The 24,168-nt window shown below is 66.2% G+C and carries 23 protein-coding genes and 1 tRNA gene; 6 read left to right on the top strand and 18 right to left on the bottom strand.

The genetic code is table 11. The features are described 5' to 3' along the window. The first annotated feature begins 42 nt into the window (after positions 1 to 42). Positions 43 to 2,031 carry a helicase-related protein gene (locus LK539_RS13080; RefSeq protein ID WP_227801358.1) on the top strand — a complete coding sequence of 663 codons (1,989 nt, stop codon included), beginning with the start codon at positions 43 to 45 and terminating at the stop codon, positions 2,029 to 2,031. 229 nt (positions 2,032 to 2,260) lie between these two features. Continuing rightward, complete coding sequence (locus LK539_RS13075) at positions 2,261 to 2,680, top strand: hotdog fold thioesterase (RefSeq protein ID WP_227801357.1); 420 nt, start codon at positions 2,261 to 2,263, stop codon at positions 2,678 to 2,680. A gap of 8 nt (positions 2,681 to 2,688) precedes the next feature. Here LK539_RS13075 and LK539_RS13070 read toward each other — a convergent pair whose 3' ends face one another. The 5 genes from LK539_RS13070 to LK539_RS13050 form a co-directional block, all read right to left on the bottom strand. After that, positions 2,689 to 3,207 carry a TlpA disulfide reductase family protein gene (locus LK539_RS13070; protein WP_227801356.1) on the bottom strand — a complete coding sequence of 173 codons (519 nt, stop codon included), beginning with the start codon at positions 3,205 to 3,207 and terminating at the stop codon, positions 2,689 to 2,691. A gap of 49 nt (positions 3,208 to 3,256) precedes the next feature. Beyond that, on the bottom strand, positions 3,257 to 3,889 hold the full coding sequence (locus LK539_RS13065) for a BON domain-containing protein (RefSeq protein ID WP_227801355.1): 633 nt from the start codon (positions 3,887 to 3,889) through the stop codon (positions 3,257 to 3,259). Beyond that, complete coding sequence (locus tag LK539_RS13060) at positions 3,886 to 4,479, bottom strand: phosphoheptose isomerase (protein WP_227801354.1); 594 nt, start codon at positions 4,477 to 4,479, stop codon at positions 3,886 to 3,888. Before LK539_RS13060 ends, LK539_RS13065 begins: the two co-directional genes overlap by 4 nt. Positions 4,480 to 4,588: 109 nt before the next feature. Then, positions 4,589 to 4,945 (bottom strand): YraN family protein, encoded by a 357-nt coding sequence (locus tag LK539_RS13055; protein ID WP_227801353.1) that lies wholly within the window; start codon positions 4,943 to 4,945, stop codon positions 4,589 to 4,591. A gap of 1 nt (position 4,946) precedes the next feature. Beyond that, positions 4,947 to 6,218: a penicillin-binding protein activator gene (locus tag LK539_RS13050; protein ID WP_227801352.1), complete on the bottom strand. Its 1,272-nt coding sequence runs from the start codon at positions 6,216 to 6,218 to the stop codon at positions 4,947 to 4,949. An 11-nt stretch (positions 6,219 to 6,229) separates the two neighbouring features. Between LK539_RS13050 and rsmI the strand changes: the two genes are divergently transcribed. After that, entirely contained in the window at positions 6,230 to 7,135 is a 906-nt protein-coding gene (rsmI, locus tag LK539_RS13045) for a 16S rRNA (cytidine(1402)-2'-O)-methyltransferase (RefSeq protein WP_227801351.1), read from the top strand. Positions 7,136 to 7,360: 225 nt separating this feature from the next. Beyond that, positions 7,361 to 8,212, top strand: a complete 852-nt coding sequence (locus LK539_RS13040) for an alpha/beta hydrolase (RefSeq protein ID WP_227801350.1) — start codon at positions 7,361 to 7,363, stop codon at positions 8,210 to 8,212. Between the two features lie 3 nt (positions 8,213 to 8,215). On the opposite strand, the gene LK539_RS13035 is transcribed toward LK539_RS13040, so the two are convergent. Continuing rightward, positions 8,216 to 8,830: a hypothetical protein gene (locus LK539_RS13035; protein ID WP_227801349.1), complete on the bottom strand. Its 615-nt coding sequence runs from the start codon at positions 8,828 to 8,830 to the stop codon at positions 8,216 to 8,218. A gap of 100 nt (positions 8,831 to 8,930) precedes the next feature. Between LK539_RS13035 and LK539_RS13030 the strand changes: the two genes are divergently transcribed. Beyond that, positions 8,931 to 9,007: transfer RNA gene (locus LK539_RS13030), tRNA-Pro, on the top strand. 78 nt (positions 9,008 to 9,085) lie between these two features. Here the strand turns inward: LK539_RS13030 and LK539_RS13025 are convergent. The 12 genes from LK539_RS13025 to LK539_RS12970 form a co-directional block, all read right to left on the bottom strand. Further along, positions 9,086 to 10,006 carry a hydroxymethylglutaryl-CoA lyase gene (locus LK539_RS13025; protein WP_227801348.1) on the bottom strand — a complete coding sequence of 307 codons (921 nt, stop codon included), beginning with the start codon at positions 10,004 to 10,006 and terminating at the stop codon, positions 9,086 to 9,088. A 5-nt stretch (positions 10,007 to 10,011) separates the two neighbouring features. After that, positions 10,012 to 10,941, bottom strand: coding sequence for a glyoxylate/hydroxypyruvate reductase A (locus tag LK539_RS13020; RefSeq protein ID WP_227801347.1), 930 nt, complete (start codon positions 10,939 to 10,941; stop codon positions 10,012 to 10,014). A gap of 29 nt (positions 10,942 to 10,970) precedes the next feature. After that, positions 10,971 to 12,992 (bottom strand): acetyl/propionyl/methylcrotonyl-CoA carboxylase subunit alpha, encoded by a 2,022-nt coding sequence (locus tag LK539_RS13015; protein WP_227801346.1) that lies wholly within the window; start codon positions 12,990 to 12,992, stop codon positions 10,971 to 10,973. A 68-nt stretch (positions 12,993 to 13,060) separates the two neighbouring features. Then, a complete protein-coding gene (gene bioB / locus LK539_RS13010; protein WP_227801345.1) occupies positions 13,061 to 14,092 on the bottom strand; it encodes a biotin synthase BioB in 1,032 nt (343 codons plus the stop codon). Positions 14,093 to 14,103: 11 nt separating this feature from the next. Beyond that, positions 14,104 to 14,937 carry a dethiobiotin synthase gene (gene bioD / locus LK539_RS13005; RefSeq protein WP_227801344.1) on the bottom strand — a complete coding sequence of 278 codons (834 nt, stop codon included), beginning with the start codon at positions 14,935 to 14,937 and terminating at the stop codon, positions 14,104 to 14,106. Continuing rightward, positions 14,934 to 16,121 carry an 8-amino-7-oxononanoate synthase gene (bioF, locus tag LK539_RS13000; protein ID WP_227801343.1) on the bottom strand — a complete coding sequence of 396 codons (1,188 nt, stop codon included), beginning with the start codon at positions 16,119 to 16,121 and terminating at the stop codon, positions 14,934 to 14,936. Before bioF ends, bioD begins: the two co-directional genes overlap by 4 nt. Positions 16,122 to 16,123: 2 nt before the next feature. Continuing rightward, positions 16,124 to 17,464 carry an adenosylmethionine--8-amino-7-oxononanoate transaminase gene (bioA, locus tag LK539_RS12995; protein ID WP_227801342.1) on the bottom strand — a complete coding sequence of 447 codons (1,341 nt, stop codon included), beginning with the start codon at positions 17,462 to 17,464 and terminating at the stop codon, positions 16,124 to 16,126. 21 nt (positions 17,465 to 17,485) lie between these two features. Further along, complete coding sequence (locus tag LK539_RS12990) at positions 17,486 to 18,271, bottom strand: enoyl-CoA hydratase/isomerase family protein (RefSeq protein WP_227801341.1); 786 nt, start codon at positions 18,269 to 18,271, stop codon at positions 17,486 to 17,488. A gap of 10 nt (positions 18,272 to 18,281) precedes the next feature. Further along, positions 18,282 to 19,889: a carboxyl transferase domain-containing protein gene (locus LK539_RS12985; RefSeq protein ID WP_227801340.1), complete on the bottom strand. Its 1,608-nt coding sequence runs from the start codon at positions 19,887 to 19,889 to the stop codon at positions 18,282 to 18,284. Positions 19,890 to 19,908: 19 nt separating this feature from the next. After that, positions 19,909 to 20,349 carry a YchJ family protein gene (locus tag LK539_RS12980; protein ID WP_227801339.1) on the bottom strand — a complete coding sequence of 147 codons (441 nt, stop codon included), beginning with the start codon at positions 20,347 to 20,349 and terminating at the stop codon, positions 19,909 to 19,911. A gap of 71 nt (positions 20,350 to 20,420) precedes the next feature. Beyond that, positions 20,421 to 21,656 carry a D-amino acid dehydrogenase gene (locus LK539_RS12975; RefSeq protein ID WP_227801338.1) on the bottom strand — a complete coding sequence of 412 codons (1,236 nt, stop codon included), beginning with the start codon at positions 21,654 to 21,656 and terminating at the stop codon, positions 20,421 to 20,423. 109 nt (positions 21,657 to 21,765) lie between these two features. Next, complete coding sequence (locus LK539_RS12970; RefSeq protein WP_227801337.1) at positions 21,766 to 23,121, bottom strand: serine hydrolase; 1,356 nt, start codon at positions 23,119 to 23,121, stop codon at positions 21,766 to 21,768. Positions 23,122 to 23,366: 245 nt separating this feature from the next. Here LK539_RS12970 and LK539_RS12965 point away from each other — a divergent pair, with 245 nt between their 5' ends. Further along, positions 23,367 to 24,107 carry a GntR family transcriptional regulator gene (locus LK539_RS12965; RefSeq protein WP_227801336.1) on the top strand — a complete coding sequence of 247 codons (741 nt, stop codon included), beginning with the start codon at positions 23,367 to 23,369 and terminating at the stop codon, positions 24,105 to 24,107. Positions 24,108 to 24,168 lie beyond the last annotated feature (61 nt).

Below are 24,168 nucleotides of genomic sequence, written 5' to 3'. Positions count from 1 at the left end.
TATAGTGGTAACCGTGACAACAACAGGACAAGCTTTCCGCCAATGAGCCAGCCCCGCAACGACCCATCCGACAACGATAGCGATACCGGCGACGACGCCTTCCTCGAGCGCGAGCTCGACTTCCCCGAACGCGGCATCGAACTGGTCAAGATGGAAGGCCGCGTCTTCCTGCGTTTCTCGGGCGAGGTGCGCTACGAGGGCCTGCGCGTGCCCTACCGCCTGGTGCCGTCGCGCGGCGTGCTGGCCAAGCCGAGCAAGTGGCGCAAGATGGACATGCTGGCACGGCGCGACCTGCTCGAAGAGCGCGCGACCCCCGACGCCATCGAGCAGCTGCAGACCGAGGCCGAGGACTTCGTGCGCGACATCGCCGAAGAAGCCGACGAATTCGGCTGGGACCCGATGCTGTTCCTGCACGTGCTCGACGAACTGGAAACCTCGGAACCGGCCGAATACGTCTTCCAGCGCATCTCGCAGCGCCTGACCCACGCGGTCGAGCGCGAGCAGGAAGAGCGTCACGCCGCGCGCACCAAGGAAAGCATCAACCTGGCCGAGTACCCGGAATCCTTCGAGGTGGCCAGCAAGATGCAGCGCAAGTTCGTCGCCCTGCTCGGTCCCACCAATTCGGGCAAGACCCACCGCGCGATGGAAGCGCTGGCCAAGGCCGCGAGCGGCGTCTACCTCGCGCCGCTGCGCCTGCTGGCGCTGGAAAACTACGAGCGCCTGCAGGAGGCGCGCCCGCATGGCAAAGAGATCAAGGTCAGCCTGATCACCGGCGAAGAGCGCCGTGTCGCTGAAGGCGCGACCCACGTCGCCAGCACCGTCGAGATGCTCGATACGAAGAAGCCGGTCGAGGTGGCGGTGATCGACGAGATCCAGATGCTGGCCGACCGCGACCGCGGCGCCGCCTGGACCGCCGCCGTGTGCGGCGCGCCGGCCGCCACCGTGTTCCTGGTCGGGGCCCCGGAAGCACGGCGCGCGATCGAGGCCCTGGCCGAGCGCCTGGAGGTGCCGCTGGAAGTCCATGTACTGAAACGCATGGCGCCGCTGGCGATGGAGCCGTCGCCCGTGCGCAAACTCGGCAACCTGCGGCGCGGCGATGCCGTCATCGCTTTCTCGCGCCGCGATGTGCTGATGTGGCGCGACATGATCACCGAGAAGGGCCTGTCGGTGGCCACCGTGTACGGCAACCTCTCGCCGGAAGTGCGGCGCGCCCAGGCCGAGCGCTTCCGCGAAGGGCAGGCCGACATCGTGGTCGGCACCGACGCGCTGGCGATGGGCCTGAACATGCCGATCGCGCGCATCGTGATGACCACGACGGTCAAGTACAACGGTTACGAGGAAGAAGAAATCTCGGCCGCGCTGGCCAAGCAGATCGCCGGCCGCGCCGGGCGCTACGGCGTGCACGAGGAAGGCTTCGTCGCCGGCTACGACGACGACACCCACGAGGTGATGCGCGCGCTCATGAAGGAAAAGATTCCGCCGGTGGCCGCCACCGGCTTCGCGGTCGCGCCTTCACTCGAGCAGCTGCACCGCATCTCGTCGGTGACGGGCGAAACCTCCTTGGTGAAACTGCTGCGCCGCTTCGTGCACAACATCGACGTGCCGGACGGCTTCTTCTACCCGCGCATCACCGAAGAACAGAACGAGCGCGCCGAGTGGCTCGACACGCTGCCGTTGTCGGTGGCGGAGAAGTTCATGCTGTCCCTGGTGCCGATCTCGACCAGGGTGCCGGTGCTGCAGAGCGCCTGGGAGCATTGGGCGCTGTCGCTGGCCAAGAAAAAGGTCTGCAAGCTGGCGCCGCCTACCCAGGAGCTCTATTACATGAACCTGCAGGAGGTCGAGGACACCTGCCGCATGTACTCGGCCTACGCCTGGCTGGGCTACCGGGAGCCGGAACACTTTCCAAGCATCGAACTGGCGCAACAACTGGCGCGCGAGGCGTCGGAACGGGTCGATTCGATGCTGCAGCAGCAGAATGCGGCGGCGCGGCAGCGGGGCGGGTCCTCGGGTGGGGGCAAGCGCAGGCGTTAGAGGCTGCGGTGCGAAATTGGAGGGAATAATGCCAGTGGCATTATTCCCGCCAGCGCCGGGATGACGGTCTTGAGGCTAGAGGTCAAGTCCGACTGTTGTGGCCACTCGCCTAAGCACGTCGTTCCGGCGAAGGCCGGAACCCAATTCCGTCGCTCAGCCACTAACCCAAGCCTGCACGATATTGACGCACAGTGTACGATCCCGCTTTTGCCATCAAAGCGACAACACCGTGAACCCGAAATACACCCCAGAATCCTTCAACGAATTCGGCAAGTCCTTCCTCCCCGGCCACCTCGGCATCCAGATCACCGAAGTGGCTGAAGGGCGTGTCTGCGCCGAGCTGCCGATCACGCCCCAGCTGCTGGCCCCGAACGGCTACCTGCATGCCGGCAGCGTGGTCACGCTGGCCGATACCGCGGCCGGTTACGCTTGCGTTGCCCACCTGCCGGAAGGCGCCAACAACTTCACCACCATCGAACTGAAATCGAATCACCTGGGCACTGCGCGCCAGGGCACCATCGCCGTGGTGGCGACCGCCGCGCACCTGGGCCGCACCACCCAGGTCTGGGATGCGACGGTCACGGACAAGGACAGCGGCAAGACCATCGCCTTGTTCCGCTGCACGCAAATGATTCTCTATCCCAAATAAGCGAAGGCTTAAGAGGCCAGCTCTTTCTCGAGCAGCTTGTGCAGGGTCGGGAAATCCGGCTCGCCGACGTACTGCTTGATGATCTTGCCGTTCTTGTCGATCACGAAGGTGGTCGGGGTCAGGCTGACGTCGCCGAACTGTTTGGCGATGTCGCCGGCCGAGTCGATTGCCACCTTGAACGGCAGCTTGCGCGTCTCGGTGAAGTTCAGCACGTAGTTGGGCGGGTCGTACTGCATTGCCACCGCCACGAACTCCAGGCCCTGTCCCTTGTACTTGTTATAGGTCTCGACCATCTGCGGCATCTCCTTGACGCAGGTGACGCAGGAAGTCGCCCAGAAGTTTACCATCACCACCTTGCCGCGCAGGGACTCGGTACTGATCTTGTCGCCGCTGATGCTGATGAAGGTGACGTTCGGCGCCGGCGTGCCCTGGTTGAAGGCGGTGTAGCCGATGCCGCCCAGCGCCAGCACCAGCGCACAGGCGGCGGCCGGCTTGATCCAGGGACGTGAGGGTTTGGAAGAGGTCATGGCGGATGCGGATAAAAAAACGGCAGGACCGCAGTCCTGCCCTTGAAGCTTAGCTCTGGCTTGGTGCAGCCTGGTTGGCGCGCGGGTCTTCCTCGGCGATGTACTCGAAGATCTTGACGACGCGGGTAACACCTGCCACGCCCTTGGCGACGTCGGCGGCGATATTGCCTTCGCGCGGGGTGACGAGACCCTGCAGGTAGACCACGCCGCGCTCGGTGGTGACTTTCACCGAGGTGGCCGAGATGGTTTTCTTGTCGACCAGGCTGGCCTTGACCTTGGTGGTGATCAGGGCGTCGCTGGAACGCGAGGTGTAGCTCGACGGACCGGCGATTTCCAGTTCGTTGATCACCGAGACCACGTTGTCGATCGCGCGCACTTCGCGCTCGGCCGCCTGCTTCATGGCTTCGTCGCGCACTTCGCCGGTCAGCAGCACCTTGCGGTTGTAGCTGGTGACGTTGATGTGGCCGTTCTCGCCGGTGAGCTGCTGCATCTTGATCTCGGCCTTGACGTTGATCGCCTTGTCCTCGGTCTGCATGCCGATGGTGCGGCGGTCATTCGCCGACAGGGCGGCGGTGGCGACGCCACCCACGGCCATGGCGACGCAGCCCGACAGCGAAGCCGCCAGTGCGGTACCCAGTACGATTTTCGACAGCAGGCCGGCCAGCGGGCGCATGTTGGTCATTCCTCTTCTCCTCCGAACAGTGCGACGTCGATGCCGTCGCAGATGCAGTGAATCGCGCACAGGTGGACTTCCTGGATGCGCGCGGTGCGTGCGTGGGGCACGTTGATGTGGATGTCGGCGTCGGTCAGCAGCTTGGCCAGCGCGCCGCCGTCCTTGCCGGTAAAGGCGACGATGCGCATCTCGCGCTCGAGCGCCGCCTCGACCGCGGCCAGCACGTTGGCCGAATTGCCGGAAGTCGAGATCGCCAGCAGGATGTCGCCTGCCTGGCCGAAGGCCTGCACCTGCTTCGAGAAGATCTCCTTGAAGCTGTAGTCGTTGCCGACCGCCGTCATGATCGAGGTGTCGGTGGTCAGGGCGATCGCCGGCAGTGGGAAGCGCTCGCGCTCGAAGCGCCCGACGAGCTCGGCAGCAAAGTGCTGGCAGTCGGCGGCGGAACCGCCATTGCCGCAAGCCAGGATCTTGTTGCCGTTGGACAGGGCATGGAACATCAGTTCCACGGCCTGCGAAATGGGTTGTGCCAGGGCAGCTGCCGACTTCATCTTGAGATCGGCGCTCTCCTGGAAGTGAGCGAGGATGCGTTGAGTATTCATAGCCGGGAATTATAGTGCAGTGGCAACCCAGCTCGGGCAACCACCGTAAAAATTGCTTACATTTCAAGGGGCCGCTGAGGGCGGCCGGCGAGGCTGCTTGGCAAATTGATCAGTTAATCACATCCTTGAGCCATTCGAGACGGTCGCCATCAATGGCGACGACGTCGAAGCGGCAGGGTGGTGTGACGGGAAAACGCAACAGGTACACCTGCGCCGCACGCACCAGGCGGCGGATCTTGGCGGGGGTGATGCTGGCGGCCGCGCCGCCGTAGTCGTTGCCGGCGCGCTGGCGCACCTCGACGAACACCAGGATATCGCCATCGCGCATGACCAGGTCGATTTCTCCGCCCTTGCAGCGGAAATTTTCTTCGACCGGCTTCAGGCCGTGGCGTTTCAAGTGGAGCAGAGCGGCCCGCTCCCAGTCGCGGCCCTGGGCCTGCCGCAGTGACAGGCGCAGCGGCCACATGTCAGCGCCCGAAAGCGACTGCTTCAAAGGCGCCGTCGCGGTAGACGGTGCCGGTCTCGACGCGGCGGAAGGCGCTCGCACCGGCGCCCATGTCCACCGACAAGCGCCCAGTCACGCCATCCAGCTCGAAGGCGCCGTCGGGACGCAGGGCCAGCTGGCGTGCGATGCGGAAGGCGTCGATGCCGAGCGCGTAGAGGCGCTGCATATCGTAGCCATTGCTGGTATCGCCCCAGCGCGGATAGCTCGCCACCAGCGGATGTTCCGGCTGCACGGCCCAGGGCAGGTCGAGGATGCGCACGCCGGCCAGTTCCGGCGCGGCGCTCCCGGGATCGCGGCCCGGATTGATCGAGGCGGTGCCGTAGGTCGGCAGCGAGGTGCCGATGGCGCTGCGCACCTGGCGCAGCTGCACTGCGTCGAGGGCGGCGAACACCAGCTGCGGCTGGTCGACCTGCATGCGCGACCGCAGCTCGGCCAAGGCATTGGCATCGACGTAGCCGTCGCTGCTGGGCAGCTCGACGACCATGTTGTTCAGGCCCAGCTGGGCCCAGCGCGCCGTGAAGGCGCCCGACAGGCGCTGCTGCCATGCGGCTTTGCCGGTCAGCACCAGGGCGCGGGCGCCCGGCTGTTCCGCGGCGGCCCAGTCGGCCACCTGGCGTGCTTCGTCTTCGAGCGACAGGCCGACCACCAGCATCTGGCGCGGCAGTGGTCCATTGGTTTGCGGGTGGTTCAGGGCGATGGTCGGCCGGGTGACGGCGCCGCTGGTGGCCAGTGCGGCCACGGCCGGACGCGCGAGCGGGCCGACCACGATGTCGTGCTGCTCGGCCGCGCGTGCGTAGGCGTCGAGCGTGGCCTGCGAGGAGTCGCCGGTAGGGATCACGTTGACCGTCACGCCGCCGCGGTCGCGTTCGTAGCCGGCCATGAAGCCGGCGCGCACTGCTTCGGCCGGTTGCGCGAGCGCGTCGGATTGCAGGGGCAGCAGCAGGGCGATGCGGGCGCCGGAAGGATTGAGGTCGGCGGCGAGGGGACGGCTACCGGTTGGCGGCAGGATCTCGATGGGATTGGTTTGGACGGGAGCGGCCGGCGGCGGGGGTGTATAGCTGGGTTCGGCAGGCGGCGGACTTGCACTCGTCGCGGCGGGCGCGCACAATCCGCCCGGTACGCCGCAGCCGGTGTCGGGCGGCAAAGGTGTGCTACTGCAAGCAGACAATGCGGCCGCAAGCAGGCCGAATGCGGCAGTTGGCAGCAGCGCCCGGATATTCTTTTTCTTCAGCATCGGAACCCCTTATGACAGAACAGCAGACCATCGACATCGCCCGGCTTCCCGTCATGGGCGAAGCGGCCCAGCAGTCCTATCCTACCGCAACGCTGTATGTCGTGGCTACACCGATCGGCAACGTCACCGACATCACGCTGCGCGCATTGCACCTGCTGGCGCTCGCCGATGTCGTGGCCTGCGAGGACACGCGCAAGACCGGCGCCCTGCTGCAGCGCTTCGGCCTGTCGAAGCAGACCATCGCCGCCCACATGCACAACGAACGTGAAGTCGCGGACAAGATCGTCGAGCGCCTGCAGGGCGGCCAGCGCGTGGCCCTGGTGTCGGATGCCGGCACGCCTGCCGTATCCGACCCGGGTGCGCGCATCGTCGATGCCGTGCGCGCAGCAGGCCTGAACGTGGTGCCGCTGCCGGGACCGTCGGCGGCGATCGCGGCCCTGTCGGCAAGCGGACTGGTGAATGACCGCTTCCATTTCGTCGGCTTCCTGCCGGCAAAATCCAAGCAGCGCGAAAGCGCACTGGCCGAGCTCGCGCGCGAAACCTCGACCCTCGTCATCTACGAAGCGCCGCACCGCATCGTCGATTGCGTCGACGGCTTGATGAGCGTGTTCGAGCCGACCCGCCAGGTGGTGTTCGCGCGCGAGCTGAGCAAGATGTTCGAAGAAGTGCACCGCTGCCCGCTGAGCGAGGCACGGGCCTGGGTCACGGCCGACCAGCACCGCGAGCGCGGTGAGTTCGTGGTGCTGGTGGAAGGGGCGACCCTGGAGACGGACGCGCAGGATGCGGAAGCGGAGCGCATCCTGCAGATTTTGCTGACCGAATGTTCGGTCAAGCAGGCGGCCAACCTGGCTGCGCAGATCACCGGACGCAAGAAGAACGCGCTGTATGAGCGCGCCCTGCAGATCAAGGGCGAGTAATCAAGCCCTCAGGCGAGCCTCTTTCGCGGCGTCTTCAATTTATTGGCCCCTTGATAAGTTCCTGCCGTAGAATGTTAGCGCAACCATTGTGCTGACGCAGCGCTGGAGCAGTAATCACTTGGAGAGGGGACATACATGATGAGAACAATCCGCATGGGCCTTGCTGCTGGAGTAGTCGGCTTGGGCTGCGCCTTGACTGCGCCGGTAATGGCTCAGGACGACAAAATGACGCCGATCGCGATTCCGGCCCAACCGAACGCGATCGTGCTGGGGACCAGCGAGCTGCCAGGTGCGAGTGCGCAGGAGAGCTGGCACAGCCAGTACGGCAGTGTGTTCGCCCGCAACGTCACCCTGGCCACGCTGACGCCCTTCCTGCCGGTCCCAGGGAAGGCGACCGGTGCCGCGGTGATCGTCGCGCCGGGCGGCGGCTTCCGTACGCTGTCGATGAACAACGAGGGATGGGACGTGGCCCGGGCCCTTGCCGACAAGGGCGTGGCGGCCTTCGTGCTGAAGTACCGTCTCAACCAGACACCGCAGGACATGGGCGCATTCGCGCGCTCGATGGCGCAGATGTTCTCGGCGGGCGCGGAGGGGGCCCGCCGAGCTTCGCAGCAGGATCCCGCCGTGACCCTGGCGCCCCAGATCGCCGATGCGCGCGCCGCCTTTGCGCTCGTGCGCTCGCGTGCCGCGGAGTGGCGGGTGGATCCCGACCGTATCGGTATGGTCGGCTTCTCCGCCGGCGCGATGCTGACGATGGCGACCACGCTGCATGGGCAGGACGCCAGACCTGCCTTCATCGCCAACATCTACGGCCCGCTGGCGCCGATGAAGGCAGCGCCTGACGCGCCGCCGCTGTTCATCGCGCTTGCCGCAGACGATCCCTTGTTCGGCAATACCGGCTACGGCCTGGTCGACAGCTGGCGCGCCGCCAAGCGTCCGGTGGAGTTCCACCTCTACGAGCAGGGCGGCCACGGCTTCGGCATGTACCGGAAGCCGACCACCAGCACCGGCTGGTTCGAGGACTTCGCACGCTGGCTCGACATGCACGGCTACCTGAAGCGAAAACAGGGGGTGTGAGGCTTACCACTTGCAGCCGTGGTCCTTCTTGTCCATCATGAGGAATAGGGGCGCCAGCAAGCCTCCCGGTACGCCGTCCTTGCAGTCGCGGCGCTTGGCCTTGTTGATGGCGCGGGCGGCTTTCGTTTCGGTTTCCAGCGGCGGATCGGGGAATTGCGCGTTCGCATTTCCTTCACGGCCGAGCTTGGTCTGACTTGCCAGTTGCCGTGCCGTTTGCCTGGCGGCATTGATGTCGAACTGGGGCGCCTCGCTCGGTGCAGGTTCCTCGGCTTGCTGCACGCTGAAGCTATCCGGTGATGCCTCCTGTTGCGGCGAGGCAGGAAAGGCGATGACTGGTTTCGGCGTCGATGGGCGGGCAGGGCGTGGTGCGGCGGGCTCGGCGCGCGGCTGGGGCTTTGGCTCCACGCGCGGTGGCGCCGGCGGTGGAGGCGGGGGCAGGATGCGCACGGCGATCGGCGCGGACGGTTCGGGTTCCAGCGCAGGCAGGGCCGGGACATGGCCGCGGTAGGCCAGCATCAGCATCACGTGCAACACGACGGATACGCCGATGCCCACGAGGAAGCGCCTGTTCCCTCGACTCCCGACGGTGTTGTCGCCGTACGCTGCTGCGAAACTCACAATGTTTCCTGCTTGATCATTGTCGAAGAATGCCACACGCTGGCTTATTTTCCCCTTAAACCTTGACCAGATCAGCCGGGAGCGGTATGATTCTTCTTCTCGGAGTGTAGCGCAGCCCGGTAGCGCATCTGGTTTGGGACCAGAGGGTCCAAGGTTCGAATCCTTGTACTCCGACCAGCATTAAGGAAAAAGCCGACAGTGAAAACTGTCGGCTTTTTTCGTTCTGGACGACCGGCATTGCCGGCCGCATGTGGATCAACCCGCGCGCTTGGCGAGCAGTGCATTCCCGGCCCGGCTCGCACCCTTGCGGCCCAGCGCCTGCGAAATGAATTGTCCCGCATCCACCACCTGGTCGAGGTCGATGCCGGTCTCGATGCCGAGGCCGTTCATCAGGTAGAGCACATCCTCGGTCGCGACGTTGCCGGTGGCGCCCTTCGCATACGGGCAGCCGCCCAGGCCCGAAACGGACGAGTGGAAAATCGCCACGCCGACTTCCATCGCCGCGTAGATATTCGCGAGCGCCTGGCCATAGGTATCGTGGAAGTGGCCCGACAGCTGCTGCAGCGGGAATTCGCGGCTTGCCGCCAGCATCACGGCCTGGGTCTTGCGTGCGGTCGAAACGCCGATGGTGTCGGCGATGTCGATCTCGTCGCAACCGAGGTCGCGCATGCGGCGCACCACATCGGCTACGCTCTCCAACGGCACCTCGCCCTGGTAGGGGCAGCCGAAGGCCGTGCTGATCGAGCCGCGCAGGCGCAGGCCATTGGCCTTGGCCGCCTTGGCTACCGGCTCGAAGCGCGCGATCGATTCGGCGATCGAGCAGTTGATGTTCTTTTGCGAGAAGGCTTCCGAGGCCGAGCCGAAGATCACGACTTCATCCGCCCTGGCGGCCAACGCTGCCTCGAAACCCTGCATGTTGGGCGTCAGCGCCGAATAGATGGTGCCCGGCAGGCGTTCGATGCCGGCCATGACTTCCGCACTGGTGGCCATCTGGGGCACCCACTTGGGCGAGACGAAGGAGGCTGCTTCGACATTCGGAAAACCCGCGCGCGCGAGCCGGTTCACCAGTTCGATCTTCACCGCGGCGGACAGCGCCTCTTTCTCGTTCTGCAGGCCGTCGCGCGGCCCCACTTCGACGATCTTGACCTTCTTCGGCAGGCTGGCTTGCTCGTTCATTTCTATCAATATCCTAGATCGCGGTCGACGATGTCGCCGACGGGTTGGCCGCTCTCCAGTTTCGCGATTTTGTCTGCGATCTGGAGCACGGCGTCATGGCGCACGGTAAGCGCCGAGATATGCGGGGTGATGCTGATGCGCGGCTCGTTCCAGAACGGGTGCGGCGCCGGCAGCGGCTCGTGGCGGAACACGTCGAGCGTGGCGCCGGCGATGTGGCCGGAGCGGATCAGCGTCATCAGGTCGGGCTCGGCCAGGATGGCGCCGCGCGAGACGTTGATCAGATACGCGCCCTGCTGCAGCTTGCCCAGGTTGTGGCGGTCGAGCAGGTTGGCGGTATCCGGCGTGAGCGGCAGCATGCAGACCAGCACGCGGGTGCCGCGCAGGAAGGCATCCAGGCCCTCTGTGCCGTGGAAGCATTCGACGCCCGGGATGTCCTTGGGCGTGCGGCTCCAGCCGCGCACCGGGAAGCCGAACAGGCGCATCGCCTCGACCACCGGCAGGCCGAGCCTGCCGAGCCCCATGATCCCGACCGCGAATTCGTCCTTGGGCGTGAGCGGCAGCGGATCCCAGACGCCGTGGCGCGCCTGTTGTTCGTAATCGTCGAAGTGGCGGTAATAGCGCAGCACGGCGTGCGCCACGTATTCCGCCATCTGCACGCCCATGCCGGCGTCGCCCAGGCGCACGATCGGTACCGGCGGCAGCGCCTCGCCCAGCTTGAGCAGGGCGTCGACGCCCGCGCCCATCAGGAAGATTGCGCGCACGTGCGCAAGCTGGTCCAGCAGGGCCGGGGTGGGGCTCCACAGTACCGCGTAGTCGCAGGGCGGCAGGGCCACGCCCTCCTTCCATGCGACGGTCTCCACCTGCGGCATGACGGACGCGAACTCGCGCGCCCACGGCTCGATCACGCCGTCTCCCCGGTACAGGAGTATCCGCATGTCCCCTCCTTGGTTTTTTTATCGTTGTATTAAGCCGCCTTGAAAGCCAGCAGCGGCGCTCCATCCGCCACCTGGTCGCCCACCTGGTACAGCACTTCTTCGACCAGGCCGTCGCTCGGCGCGGAAATCGTGTGCTCCATCTTCATCGCTTCCATGATGACCAGCGGCTCGCCCTTCTTGACTTCCTTGCCGGACGAGGCCAGTACAGCCACTACTTTACCCGGCATCGGCGCCGTGAGGCGTCCGCCCGCGGTCTCCGCTTCTCCCGCATGCGCCATCGGGTCATTGTACGCCAGCGTGTAATGGCGGCCACCCGTGAACACGTGGAACATATCGCCGTCGCGGCGCACGCTGCCGTGCAGCGAGGTGTCGCCCAGGCGAATGCTCAGTTCCGCGCCCTCGTGGCGCACCAGTTCGAGCGGCTGGCGCTCGCCGTTGGCGTCGATTTCCCAGCCGTGCTGGCCATAGGTCAGGCCGACCTGGTAGCCGGTTTCGCCGCTGAACTCATCGCCGAACGAGAGCACGCGGCGGTAGGCGCTGTTCATGCGCCAGCCACGCGCCTGGGCCCACGGATCGGCCGGATTGGTCGCGCCGCGCACGGTTTCGCCGCTGCTGAGCGCCAGTGCGGCCAGGGCCAGGGCGCCCAGCGGCGCGGCAGTCGCTGCCGGGAACAGGGTGGCGCCGTGGCGCTCGATCAGGCCGGTGTCCAGGTCGGCCGTGGAGAAGGCTTCACCTTCGACCAGGCGTTTCAGGAAGGCGATGTTGGTCGCCAGGCCGACGATCTGGAACTCCGCCAGGGCCTGCGACAGGCGCGCCAGGGCCTGGGTACGGTCGGCGCCCCAGACGATCAGTTTGGCGATCATCGGGTCGTAGAAGGGCGAAATCGCATCGCCTTCGCGCACGCCCGAGTCGACGCGTACGGCGGCCGGGTTGGTCCCATCAGCGCCTAGCTGGAATTCGACAGCAAGCGGCGTATCCATGTGGCGCAGCGTGCCGATCGACGGCAGGAAGCCCTTCTCCGGATTCTCGGCATACACGCGCGCTTCGATCGCATGGCCGTGGATGGCCAGCTCGTGCTGCTTCTTCGGCAGCGGCTGGCCGGCGGCCACGCGCAGCTGCCACTCGACCAGGTCGGTGCCGGTGATCATTTCGGTGACCGGGTGCTCCACCTGCAGGCGGGTGTTCATCTCCATGAAGTAGAAGGAACCGTCCTGGTTGGCGATGAATTCCACCGTGCCGGCGCCCACGTAGCCGACCGCGCGCGCGGCATTCACGGCCGCTTCGCCCATGGCGGCGCGGCGGTCCTGGCTCATGCCCGGGGCCGGCGCTTCTTCCAGCACCTTCTGGTGGCGGCGCTGCACCGAGCAGTCGCGCTCGTGCAGGTAGACGCAGTTGCCATGGGTGTCGGCGAACACCTGGATCTCGATGTGGCGCGGACGGATCAGGTATTTCTCGACCAGCACCTTGTCGTCGCCGAAGGAACTGATCGCCTCGCGCTTGCACGAGGCCAGCGCGGCCTCGAAATCTTCCGAGCGCTCGACCACGCGCATGCCCTTGCCGCCGCCGCCGGCGCTGGCTTTCAACAGCACCGGATAGCCGATGCGGTCGGCCTGGTCGCGCAAGAAGGCGGGGTCCTGATTGTCGCCGTGGTAGCCCGGCACCAGCGGCACGTTGGCGCCTTCCATCAGCTGCTTGGCGGCCGACTTCGAGCCCATCGCCCGCATCGAGGAACCCGGCGGGCCAATGAAGACCAGCCCTGCGGCCTGCACGGCTTCGACGAATTCCGCGTTCTCGGACAGGAAGCCGTAGCCCGGATGGATCGCCTGGGCGCCCGTCGCCTTGGCCACCTCGATGATCTTCTGGCCGCGCAGGTAGCTGTCCTTCGCCGCACTAGGGCCGATCAGGACCGCCTCATCGCAGACCGCCACGTGTTTTGCGCCCGCATCGGCTTCCGAGTAGACGGCGACGGTGCGAATACCCATGCGGCGCGCGGTGGCGGCGACACGGCAGGCGATTTCGCCACGGTTGGCGATGAGGATCTTGGTGAACATGCGTTTGTCTTTCGCTTTTGGTTGTCAGTTCAATCAACGGCCGTGTCTCCCCGGCCGTACTCGCTTAATTAGCAGCCGCAGGCAGCCTTCGGCGCCGATTCCAGCGTGGCAGCGCGGGTCTTCAGGCCCAGCTTCTCGAGCAGCACGCGGTCGTCGTCCGCCTCCGGGTTGCCGGTGGTGAGCAGCTTGTCGCCGTAGAAGATCGAGTTGGCGCCGGCCATGAAGCACATCGCCTGCACCGCTTCGCCCAGCTCGCGGCGGCCGGCCGACAGGCGCACGCGCGCCTGCGGCATGGTGATGCGGGCCACGGCGATGGTGCGCACGAATTCGATCGGATCGAGTTTCTCGACGCCGTGCAGCGGGGTGCCCTCGACCTGCACCAGGTGGTTGACCGGGACCGACTCCGGATACGGGTTCAGGTTGGCCAGCTGGGCGATCAGGCCGGCGCGCTGTTCACGCGTCTCGCCCATGCCCACGATGCCGCCGCAGCAGACCTTCAGGCCGGCGCTGCGCACGCGGCCAAGCGTATCCAGGCGGTCCTGGTACTCGCGGGTCGAGATCACGTTGTTGTAGAAGTCCGGGGCGGTGTCGATGTTGTGGTTGTAGTAGTCCAGGCCGGCGCGCTTGAGCTGTTCCGCCTGTCCTTCTTCGAGCATGCCGAGGGTGGCGCAGGTTTCCATGCCGAGCGCCTTCACTTCGCGCACCATGGTTTCGACCTTTTCCATATCGCGTTCCTTCGGGCTGCGCCAGGCAGCGCCCATGCAGAAGCGGGTGGCGCCGCTGGCCTTGGCCTGGCGCGCAGCGTCGAGCACGGTGTCGAGGTCGAGGATCTTCTTGGCTTCCACGCCGGTGTCGTAGCGTGCGGCCTGCGGGCAGTAGCCGCAGTCTTCTTCGCAGCCGCCGGTCTTGATCGACAGGAGCGTCGCCAGTTCGACGTCGCCGTCCGGGAAGTTGGCGCGATGCGCCTGCTGCGCACGGAACATCAGATCATTGAAGGGCAGCTCGAACAGGGCCAGCACGTCGGCCAGCGGCCAGGTGACGTTGTCCGGCTGCTTGATGGCGACGGGACGATGCAAGGCAATGGTATTCGGTTGGGACATCTTGGTTTTCCTTAGGTCTGGACGCGCGGGGAATGCCAGCCCGGCAGTCCCGCGAGATCGATATATTCGGCGGCGGCTTGTGCCGTCGGGTTTTCCAGGCGGGGCACGTGGCCCAGCAGCGGCGCCGGAATGCGTTGTTCCAGCGCTTCGATGTTGTCAACCATGAAGCGCATGTTCGGGTCGACCGTGTTGGCGACCCAGCCAGCCAGCACCAGGCCGCGCGCCACGATGGCTTCCACCGTGAGCAGGGCGTGGCTGATGCAGCCCAGGCGCAGGCCCACCACCAGGATCACCGGCAGGTTGAGCTGCGTGGCCAGGTCGGCGCTGTCGAAGTCGTCGTTGAAGGGCACGCGGAATCCACCGACGCCCTCGACCACGACGGCATCCGAGGCCGCGTGGATTTCGGTATAGGCGGCCAGGATCGGCACCGCTTCGATAGTCACGCCTTCGAGGGCGGCGGCGATGTGCGGCGCGGCCGGCTCCTTCAGCAGGAAGGGCGTGGTGATGTTGATTGGCAGGTGCACGTTGCCGGCGGCGCGCAGCATGTCGGCGTCCTCGTTGTGCAATTCGCCGTCGATGAGTTCCGCGCCGGCCGCCACCGGCTTCATGCCGCAGGCGCGGCGGCCGCTTGCGGCCAGCTTGTGCAGGATGGCGGCGGACACCAGGGTCTTGCCGATCTCGGTGTCGGTGCCGGTGACGAAGCAGCAGAAGCGCGAGGGTACGCTCTCCACCGCGAGCGCTTCCGGCTTCGGCTCCTCCACCGCGGCGCCGGCCGTGGCAGGCGCTGGCGCGGTGACGATGGGCGTCAATGCCAGCGGCTGGTCCGGTTCGTTCAGGTTGTTCATGCGATGGCCCTCTCCAGTTCGTTCAGCGCACGCGCCAGTTGCGCGACCTCCTCATGGGTGTGCGCCGCAGACAGCGTGATGCGCAGGCGTGCGGTGCCCGCCGCCACGGTGGGCGGACGGATCGCCGGTACCCACAGTCCCTGCTCGTGCAAAGCGGCGGCCACGTGCAGCGCATCGTCGTTGCTGCCGATGATCAGCGGCTGGATCGCAGTGTTCGAGGCCAGCAGCTGCCAGCGTTGCGGGCGCAGCGCATCCTGCAGGTGCCCGACCAGCGCAGCCAGGTGGGCGCGGCGCTCTTCGCCTTCCTTGCCGCCGATGATATCAAGGCTGGCCTGCAGCGCGTGCGCCAGCGCCGGCGGCGCGGCCGTGGTGTAGATGTAGGGGCGGGCGCGCTGGGTAAGCAATTCGATCACGCTGGCGTGCGCCGCGATGAAGGCGCCGCCCACGCCGGCCGCCTTGCCGAGGGTGCCGATGTAGACCAGGTTGGGCGAACGCAGCCCGAAGTGTTCCAGCGCACCGCGTCCGGTCTCACCCAGCACACCGAAACCGTGGGCGTCGTCCACCACCAGCCAGGCGCCGTGGCGCTCGCACAGGGCCAGCAATTCGGGGAGCGGCGCCAGGTTGCCATCCATGCTGAACACGCTGTCGGTGACGACGATCTTCGTGGCCGCGCTGCTGCTGATCAGCTGCTGTTCCAGCGCGGCGACGTTGCCGTGCGGGTAGACGCTCACGCCGGCCCGGGCCAGGCGCGCGCCGTCGATCAGCGAGGCGTGGTTCAGCGCTTCGGAGAAGATCATGGCGTCGGCATCCTGGCCCAGCGCGGTGAGCACGGCCAGGTTGGCCATGTAACCGGTGCACAGGTAGAGGGCGCGCGCCTTGTCGATGTAAGGGGACAGCCACTCGGCGAAGCGTTCTTCCAGCAACGCATGGGCGCGGCTGTGGCCACTGACGAGGTGCGAGGCGCCGCTGCCGGCGCCGTAACGTTCCGCTCCCTCCTGCAGGGCGGCGATCACGGCCGGGTGCGAGGCCAGGCCCAGGTAGTCGTTGCTGCAGAAGGCCAGCATGGGGCGGCCATCGACGACCTGGCGCGGCGCGCAGGGGCTGTCGGCCACGCGCAGGCGGCGTGTGAGGCTTTGCGCGGCCAGCTGGTCCAGCTTGCGGTCGATGCCTTCGATCAGATTCATGCTCAGCCCGCGATCACCGATTCGAAGACCTTCTGCGTGCGTGCGGCCAGGCCGGCGACTTCCTCGTCGTCCAGCACGTAGGGCGGCATCAGGTAGACCGTGCGTCCGATCGGGCGCAGCAGCAGTTCATTCTCGACGGCTGTCGTGAAGAAGCGCCGTGCGAAGGTCGAGGCCCGTGCCGGGTCGGGCTCCACCGCATCGAACGCGAAGATCATGCCGCGCTGGCGGAAGTGGTGGGTGCGCTCGTGCTCGGCCAGCGGCGCCAGCGCGATGGTCAGTTTCGTCGCCAGCTCGCGGTTGCGGTTCAGGACATCGTCTTCCTCGAAGATCGCCAGCGTGGCGAGCGCCGCGCGGCAGGCCAGCGGGTTGCCGGTGTAGGAGTGCGAGTGCAGGAAGCCGCGGGTAATGTCTTCGCTGTAGAAGGCTTGGTAGATCGCGTCGCTGGTGAGCACCAGCGACAGCGGCAGATAGCCGCCGCTGATGCCTTTTGATAAGCACAGGAAGTCGGGCCAGATGGCGGCCTGCTCGCAGGCGAAGAAGGTGCCGGTGCGGCCGCAGCCGACCGCGATCTCGTCGGCGATCAGGTGCACGTGGTGCTGGTCGCACAGTTCGCGCAGCAGCTCCAGGTAGAGCGGGTCGTACATGGCCATGCCGGTGGCGCACTGCACCAGTGGCTCGACGATGATGGCAGCGATCTTGTCGCCGCGTTCCTCGAACAGGGTGCGCACGTCCGCGATCGCGCGTTTCGCCACGTCCTGGGCCGATTCTCCTTCGGTGGCATTGCGCGCATCCGGCGCCGGCACCACGTGGGAAGCGCGCAGCAGCGGGCCGTAGGCGTCCTTGAACAGCGGGACGTCGGTGACGGCGAGGGCGCCGATGGTCTCGCCGTGGTAGCTGCCCTGCAGGCAGACGAATTCCTGCTTGCCCGGGTAGCCGGCGTTGCGCCAGGCGTGGAAGCTCATCTTCATCGCGATCTCGACCGCCGAGGCGCCGTCCGAGGCGTAGAAGGCGTGGCCGAGGTTGTGGCCGGTGAGCGCGGCCAGCTTTTCCGACAGCTCGATTACCGGCTCATGGGTGAAGCCGGCCAGCATCGCGTGTTCCAGCTTGTCCAGCTGGTCCTTCAGCGCCGCATTGATGCGCGGGTTGGCGTGGCCGAACAGGTTGACCCACCAGGAGCTGATGCCGTCCAGGTAGCGCTTTCCCTCGTGGTCGTACAGCCACGGTCCCTTGCCATGGCTGACCGCGATCAGCGGCACCTCTTCGTGGTGCTGCATCTGGGTGCACGGGTGCCACACGCTGCGCAGGCTGCGTGCGATCCAGTCGGAAGAGGTCTGCTGCTTCACAATCGATCCAATATTCGTTACTTAATTCAGCCAGGTCGGCTTGCGCTTCTCGAGGAAGGAGGCGACACCTCCGCGGCCCTCCAGCGAAGCGCGGATTTCCGCGATGCGGTTGGCGGTGTCCGCCAGCAGCGCGTCGGTGACCGGCTGGTTCACCACGTCGCGCACCAGCTTCTTGGCCTCGCGCACGGCATTCGGGCTGTTGGTCACCAGCGATTTCACGATGCCGGCCACGGTGGCGTCCAGTTCTTCGGCTGCCACCACTTCATGGGCGAAGCCGATGCGGCGCGCTTCATGTGCGTCGAAGCGCTCGGCGGTGAGGAAATAGCGGCGCGACGCCTGCTCGCCCATGGCCTTGATGACATAGGGTGAGATGGTGGCCGGGATCAGGCCCAGCTTCACCTCGGACAGGCAGAAGTGCGCCACGTCGCTGGCAACCACGATGTCGCAGGCCGCGACCAGGCCCATGCCGCCGGCGTAGCAGTCGCCCTGCACCTTGGCGACGGTGGGCTTCGGGCACAGGTAGATGGTGCGCAGCATGTCGGCCAGGCGCGCGGCATCCTCTTGGTTCTCGCTGTGCGAGTAGCCGGCCATCTTCTTCATCCAGTTCAGGTCGGCGCCGGCGCAAAAGGCCGGGCCGTTCGCCGCCAGCACGATGGCGCGCACCTGCTCGTTGCGTCCCAGTTCGTCAAAGGCCAGCGCCAGCTCGGCGATGGCGTGCTCGTTGAAGGCATTGCGCAGGTCGGGGCGGTTCAGGGTGACGGCGGCCACCTTGTCGTCGATCGAGACGGTCAGGGTCTGGAATTCCATGTCTGTCTCCTTACATGCGGAACACGCCGAACTTCGTCTCTTCGATCGGCGCGTTGAGCGCGGCCGACAGACCCAGGCCCAGCACGGTGCGGGTATCGGCCGGGTCGATCACGCCGTCGTCCCACAGGCGCGCCGACGCGTAATACGGGTGGCCCTGGTGCTCGTACTGCTCCTTGATCGGCTGCTTGAAGGCGGCTTCTTCGTCCGCACTCCACTGGCCGCCCTTGCCTTCGATGCCGTCGCGCTTGACGGTGGCCAGCACCGACGCTGCCTGGTCGCCGCCCATCACCGAGATGCGCGCGTTCGGCCACATCCACAGGAAGCGCGGCGAGAAGGCGCGGCCGCACATGCCGTAGTTGCCGGCGCCGAAGGAGCCGCCGATGATCACGGTGAACTTCGGCACCGAGGCGGTGGCAACTGCCGTCACCATCTTGGCGCCGTTGCGGGCGATGCCTTCGTTCTCGTACTTGCGGCCGACCATGAAGCCGGTGATGTTCTGCAGGAACACCAGCGGGATCTTGCGCTGGCAGCACAGCTCGATGAAGTGGGTGCCCTTCAGGGCCGATTCCGAGAACAGGATGCCGTTGTTGGCGATGATGCCGACCTTCATGCCATAGATGTGGGCGAAGCCGCACACCAGCGTGGTGCCGTAGCGCGCCTTGAACTCGTCGAATTCGCTGCCGTCGACCACGCGCGCGATCACTTCGCGCACGTCGAAGGGCTTGCGGGTGTCGACCGGGATCACGCCGTACAGTTCTTCCGGCGCGTACTTGGGCTCCACGCTCTCGCGCAGGGCACCCTGGACCGGCTTCACGCGGTTCAGGTTCGACACGATGGTGCGCGCCAGCGACAGGGCGTGCAGGTCGTTCTGGGCCAGGTGGTCTGCCACGCCCGACAGTCGGGTGTGGACGTCGCCCCCGCCCAGGTCTTCGGCGGTCACGACTTCGCCGGTCGCCGCCTTCACCAGCGGTGGGCCGCCCAGGAAAATCGTGCCCTGTTCCTTGACGATGATCGATTCGTCGCTCATCGCCGGCACGTAGGCGCCGCCCGCGGTGCAGGAGCCCATCACCACCGCGATCTGCGGGATGCCCTTGGCGGACAGGTTCGCCTGGTTGTAGAAGATGCGGCCGAAGTGGTCGCGGTCCGGGAACACGTCGTCCTGGTTCGGCAGGTTGGCGCCGCCCGAGTCGACCAGGTAGATGCAGGGCAGGTGGTTCTGTTCGGCGATCTCCTGGGCGCGCAGGTGCTTTTTCACCGTCATCGGGTAGTAGGTGCCGCCCTTAACGGTGGCGTCGTTACAGACGATCACGCATTCCTGGCCTTTGATGCGGCCGATGCCGGTGATGATGCCGGCGCTTGGCGCGGCGCCGTCGTACATCTCGTAGGCTGCCAGCTGGGAGAATTCGAGGAAGGGCGTGCCCGGGTCGAGCAGCATCTGCACGCGGTCGCGCGGCAGCAGCTTGCCACGTGCGACATGCTTGGCGCTCGCCGCTTCACCGCCGCCCTGGGCCATCTGGGCCACTTTGGCGCGCAGGTCATCGACGACGGCTTGCATGGCCGCGGCATTCGCCTTGAAGTCCTCGCCGCGTGGGTTCAGTTTGCTCTCGATCTGGGGCATTGCCGTCCTCTATGTCTCTTTATTTTGGGAAACTGCCGTCCACGTAATACCAGCGCTTCACCCCGGTCTCGGGGTCCGGTTCGCGCAGGAAACGGCTCACTTCGTGCAGCCGGTGCGCCCGTCCGCCCACCTTGAAACGGGCGACGAATTCGACGGTATCGCTGTCTGGATCGTCCGGCAAATCTACTTTACGTTGACGTAAACGTAAAGCAGATTTTACCTCAAGTCCGAGCCAGCGGATTGGCTCTTTCTCATCAATGATCGGTTCGGTCGGACGGGTAGAAGCGTGCCAGGTAGCAAGCAGGTAAGGCTCGTTTTTCTGGGTGTAGGCCGTATAGCGCGAGCGCATCAGCGCCTCCGCCGTGGGCGGCAGGGCTTCACCGAGAATGAAGGGACCGCAGCAGGCGGCCAGGGACGGCCCGCCGCAGGGGCAGGCGTCGAGCGTGGTCGTTTTGGACATGGCCGTCATTATCCGCCATTTCGGTATGGCGGATAATTCCGCCATTTTGGAGGCGGAGACGGCTGCGGCCATCAGCCGCGCAGGGTCAGCCCGTCGAGTGCGAACGGCGGCGCCTCGCCCTTCATCGCCCCCGCCAGCAGGCTCGCGCTGCCGCAGGCAAAGGTGAAGCCGAGCGGGCCGTGGCCCACGTTCAGCCACAGGTTGCCGTAGGGGGTGGCGCCGATGATCGGGGCGCTGCTCGGGGTGGCGGGGCGCAGCCCGGCCCACACCGAGATCTTCGAATAGTCGGCCGCGCGCGGCATGGTTTCCTTCACCTGGCGGGTCAGCCCATCCACCCGCTTGGCGTTGTGGCTCAGGTCTTCGCCGACCATGTCGACCATGGCGGCCACGCGCAGCTTGTTGCCGATGCGGGCGTACAGCACCTTGCGTTCGAAGTCGGTAACGCTGATTTCCGGCGCCACGTCGTCCTCGCGGATCGGCGCGGTCAGGCTGTAGCCCTTGAGCGGGTACAGCGGCAGCGTAACGCCGACCGTATCGGACAGGGTGCGGCTCTGGATGCCGGCCGCCAGCACGTAGCTGTCGGCGGCGATGGTGCCGGTATCCGTCTCGATGCCCGTAATGCGGCCATTGTCGGCCAGCAGGCGGCGCGCCTCGGCGTTGACGAAGCCTTGGAAGTTCTGGTGGGCGCGCAGGCGCGAGGCCAGCGCCAGGCAGAAGGCGTGGCAGTCGGCCACGGCTTCGCCGCTGTTGTAGATACCGCCGGCCAGCAGCGGTTCGGCCGCGGCGAGCGAGGGTTCGCGCGCGGCGCAGTCGGCGGCCGACAGGATCTCGCCGGCGCCGGCCTTGCCCGCCGCTCGTTCAAACACGTCGCGCGAACGGTAGACCACCAGCTTGCCGGCGTCGCGCCATTCGAATTCCTCGAGCGGGATGATGAGTTCGAGCTGCTTCATGCCCTGGCGCGACAGTTCGCCCAGTTCGAGCAGCTTGGCCGTGGTCTTGCGGTTGACGTCGGCGCGGCAGTGGGCGAGGAAGCTGGCCAGCCAGCGGTACTGGCGCAGGTCGGCCTCGGGGCGGAAGTGCAGCGGGCCGGTGTCCTGGAACATCCACTGCAGCGCCTTCAGCGGCACCCCTTCGTCGGCCAGGGGCGAGACGTAGCGGTAGCTGAGCTGCCCGCCGTTGCCGTAGCTGGAGCCGTTGCCGACTTCCGCGCGTTCGAGGACGGTGACGCGGTAGCCGGCTTCGGCCAGCCACCAGGCCGAGGTCAGGCCGACCACGCCGCCACCGATGACAATTACTTGCTGCTGCATCCTGCACTCTTTTTATTGAATTTGAGGGTTGAGCTTAGGCGCTCGGCCGCAACACGGCCAATGAAAGTCGCGCCAAGCGCCATAACCGGAATATATGTGCGCATTTGGGTCACGTTGCCGCCTGTTGGCCGAGGATGGCATAGCGGTACAGGGCCGTGAGAATCCGTTCTTCGAAGCGCGCCCGCGCCGAATAGCGGCCCTTCTGCAGTTCCGGGTCGGACGAAGGACCGCCCACCAGCATGATCATGCCGTCGCCGCGCGCCAGATCCGCGGCGAACACGGAGCGCAGGCCATAGGCGTCGCCCGAGTGGCCGACCGCATCGAAACCGCCGCCTTCGACCAGGCAGCTGCCGGGACGGTCCGGGAACTGGGCGTTGCCCAGGCCCCAGGCCGGGAAGAAGCCTCCCAGCGAATCGCCGTTGCTGCCGGTGGCATCGATGGTCCAGTGGCGCGCGAACATGCGTGCCAGGGTCGCGGCCTGGAACAGGCGCATCCCGTAACGGCCATCGCCGTGCACGCCGCCATTCATCAGTATGCGCATGACCACGCCCATGTCGCGCGCCGAGATGCGCAGGCCGCCGGTGGGGCTGAAGGGCGTGGCATTGGTGCCCGGGACGTAGCTGGCGATGCCGGCGGGCGGCGCCGGCGGTTTCATCGAATAGTCGTCGACCTGGGCGATCCAGGGCCCGTCGGCATTCCAGATTTCGGTATCCGTGGTGCGCTTGCGGTACAGCGTGGCCAGGTTGTCGAGCGCTGCCGGCGGCAGCATCGAGACGTTGTAGCCGGCCACAATGCCGAGCGGCTGCAGCAGCAGGCGCTGCATCAGCAGGTCGAAGCGCTCGCCCGTCACGCGCTCCATCAGGGTGCCGATCACGCCCCAGCCGAGGTTACAGTAAGTGAAGTAGGCGCCCGGGCCGGCGCGGGTCGACCACATTTTTCCTTCGCCGTACAAGGGTGCGCCCGGCACCAGCACATCCTTCAGCGCGGTGGCGAAGGGCCAGGAATAGCCGCCTTCGTCGCGCAGCGAAGAGGTATGGGTGAGCAGGGTGCGCAGCGTGATCGCCTGGCTGGGGAAGTGCGGGTTGCGCAGGCTGAAGCCCAGGTAGTCGGAGACGTCGGCGTCGAGATCGACTTTGCCCGCTTCCACCAGGCGCATCAGGCCCAGCGTGGTCATCATCTTGGAGATCGAGGCGATGCGGTACAGGGTTGCGGGCGTGGCCGGCTTGTCCGGCAGGACCCCATTACCAATGAAGCGGCGGCCGAAAGCGCCTTCGTAGACCGGCTGGCCGCCGCGGATAGCCAGCACCGACAGGCTGGCCAGCTGCAGCGCGGGATCGTTCGCCACCGCCGCCAATTCGGCGTCGAGCGCCCCGTGCGGGCGGGTGGACGAGGGCGGGGCCGCGAACAGGGGCTCGACCGCGCCCAGCAGGGCCATGCCCAGCAAGGTTCGCCTGCGCTCGTTCATCCGGTCTCCTCTTCGCCCTCGGGGCTTGTTATTTGTGAAGCATGTAAGGTGGTCGGATGAGCATACGGAGTGGCAGGAAGGATTGCCAAATGAATAGCCGTGGCCTTGGCATAACCCTTTTATATTGGTATCAAGTGGTATGCTTATAAGCAATAAGAATGCATATACAAAGCTTTTTCATGGACCACTCTGTGTCGCGGGCCAATGTTGCCATTACACTTTGTGCGACACCCTGATCCGAACCGATGACGACAAGCCCCCCTGCCTTCCAGGTCGACCTGAACGACAATTCGCCACTGTACATGCAGCTGGCGCGCAAGCTCGCACAGGACGTGCGCGAGGGCCGCTACCAGGCCGACCAGGCCCTGCCTTCGGAGCGTACGCTGTCCGAGCAGCTCGACGTCTCGCGGGTCACGGCGCGCAAGGCGATCGACCAGCTGGTGGACCAGGGCCTGGTGGTGCGGCGGCGCGGATCGGGTAATTACATTGCGCCGCGCATCGAGCAGCCGCTGTCGGACTTGTCGAGCTTTTCCGAACAGCTGCAGCAGCGCGGCTATACCCCGAGCAGCCACTGGCTGCGGCGCGAGGTGGTGCAGGCCGACGCCGACGAGCAGCTGTCGCTGGGCCTGTCGCCGAACACGCGGGTGGCGCGCCTGGAGCGCCTGCGCCTGGCCGACGGGGTGGTAATGGCCTACGAAGTGAGCGTGATCCCGGCCACCGTGCTGCCGCGTCCCGAGAACGTGGGCGGTTCGCTGTACGCCCACCTGGCGAAGACCGGACACATGCCAGTGCGCGCGCTGCAGCACCTGCGCGCGATGAACGCCCCGCAGGAACTGGCGGCGCGCCTGGACGTGCCGGAAGGGCGCGCGGTGCTGTTCATTACGCGCGTGGGCTACCTGGAATCGGGCGAGCCGGTGGAGCTCACCCACTCGTACTGCCTGAGTGACCACTACGATTTCGTCGCCGAGTTGCGTAGACCAGCATAACTTTTCGGCATGATGAAGGGTGCAGCTTTCATAAGCCACCCGGATCGATTGGTATTACACT

It is taken from the genome of Massilia sp. IC2-476, from assembly GCF_020707295.1.
Taxonomy (GTDB): domain Bacteria; phylum Pseudomonadota; class Gammaproteobacteria; order Burkholderiales; family Burkholderiaceae_D; genus Telluria.
The sequence above is the reverse complement of the archived record's forward strand: the minus strand, read 5'-3'. Positions and strand labels throughout refer to the sequence as shown.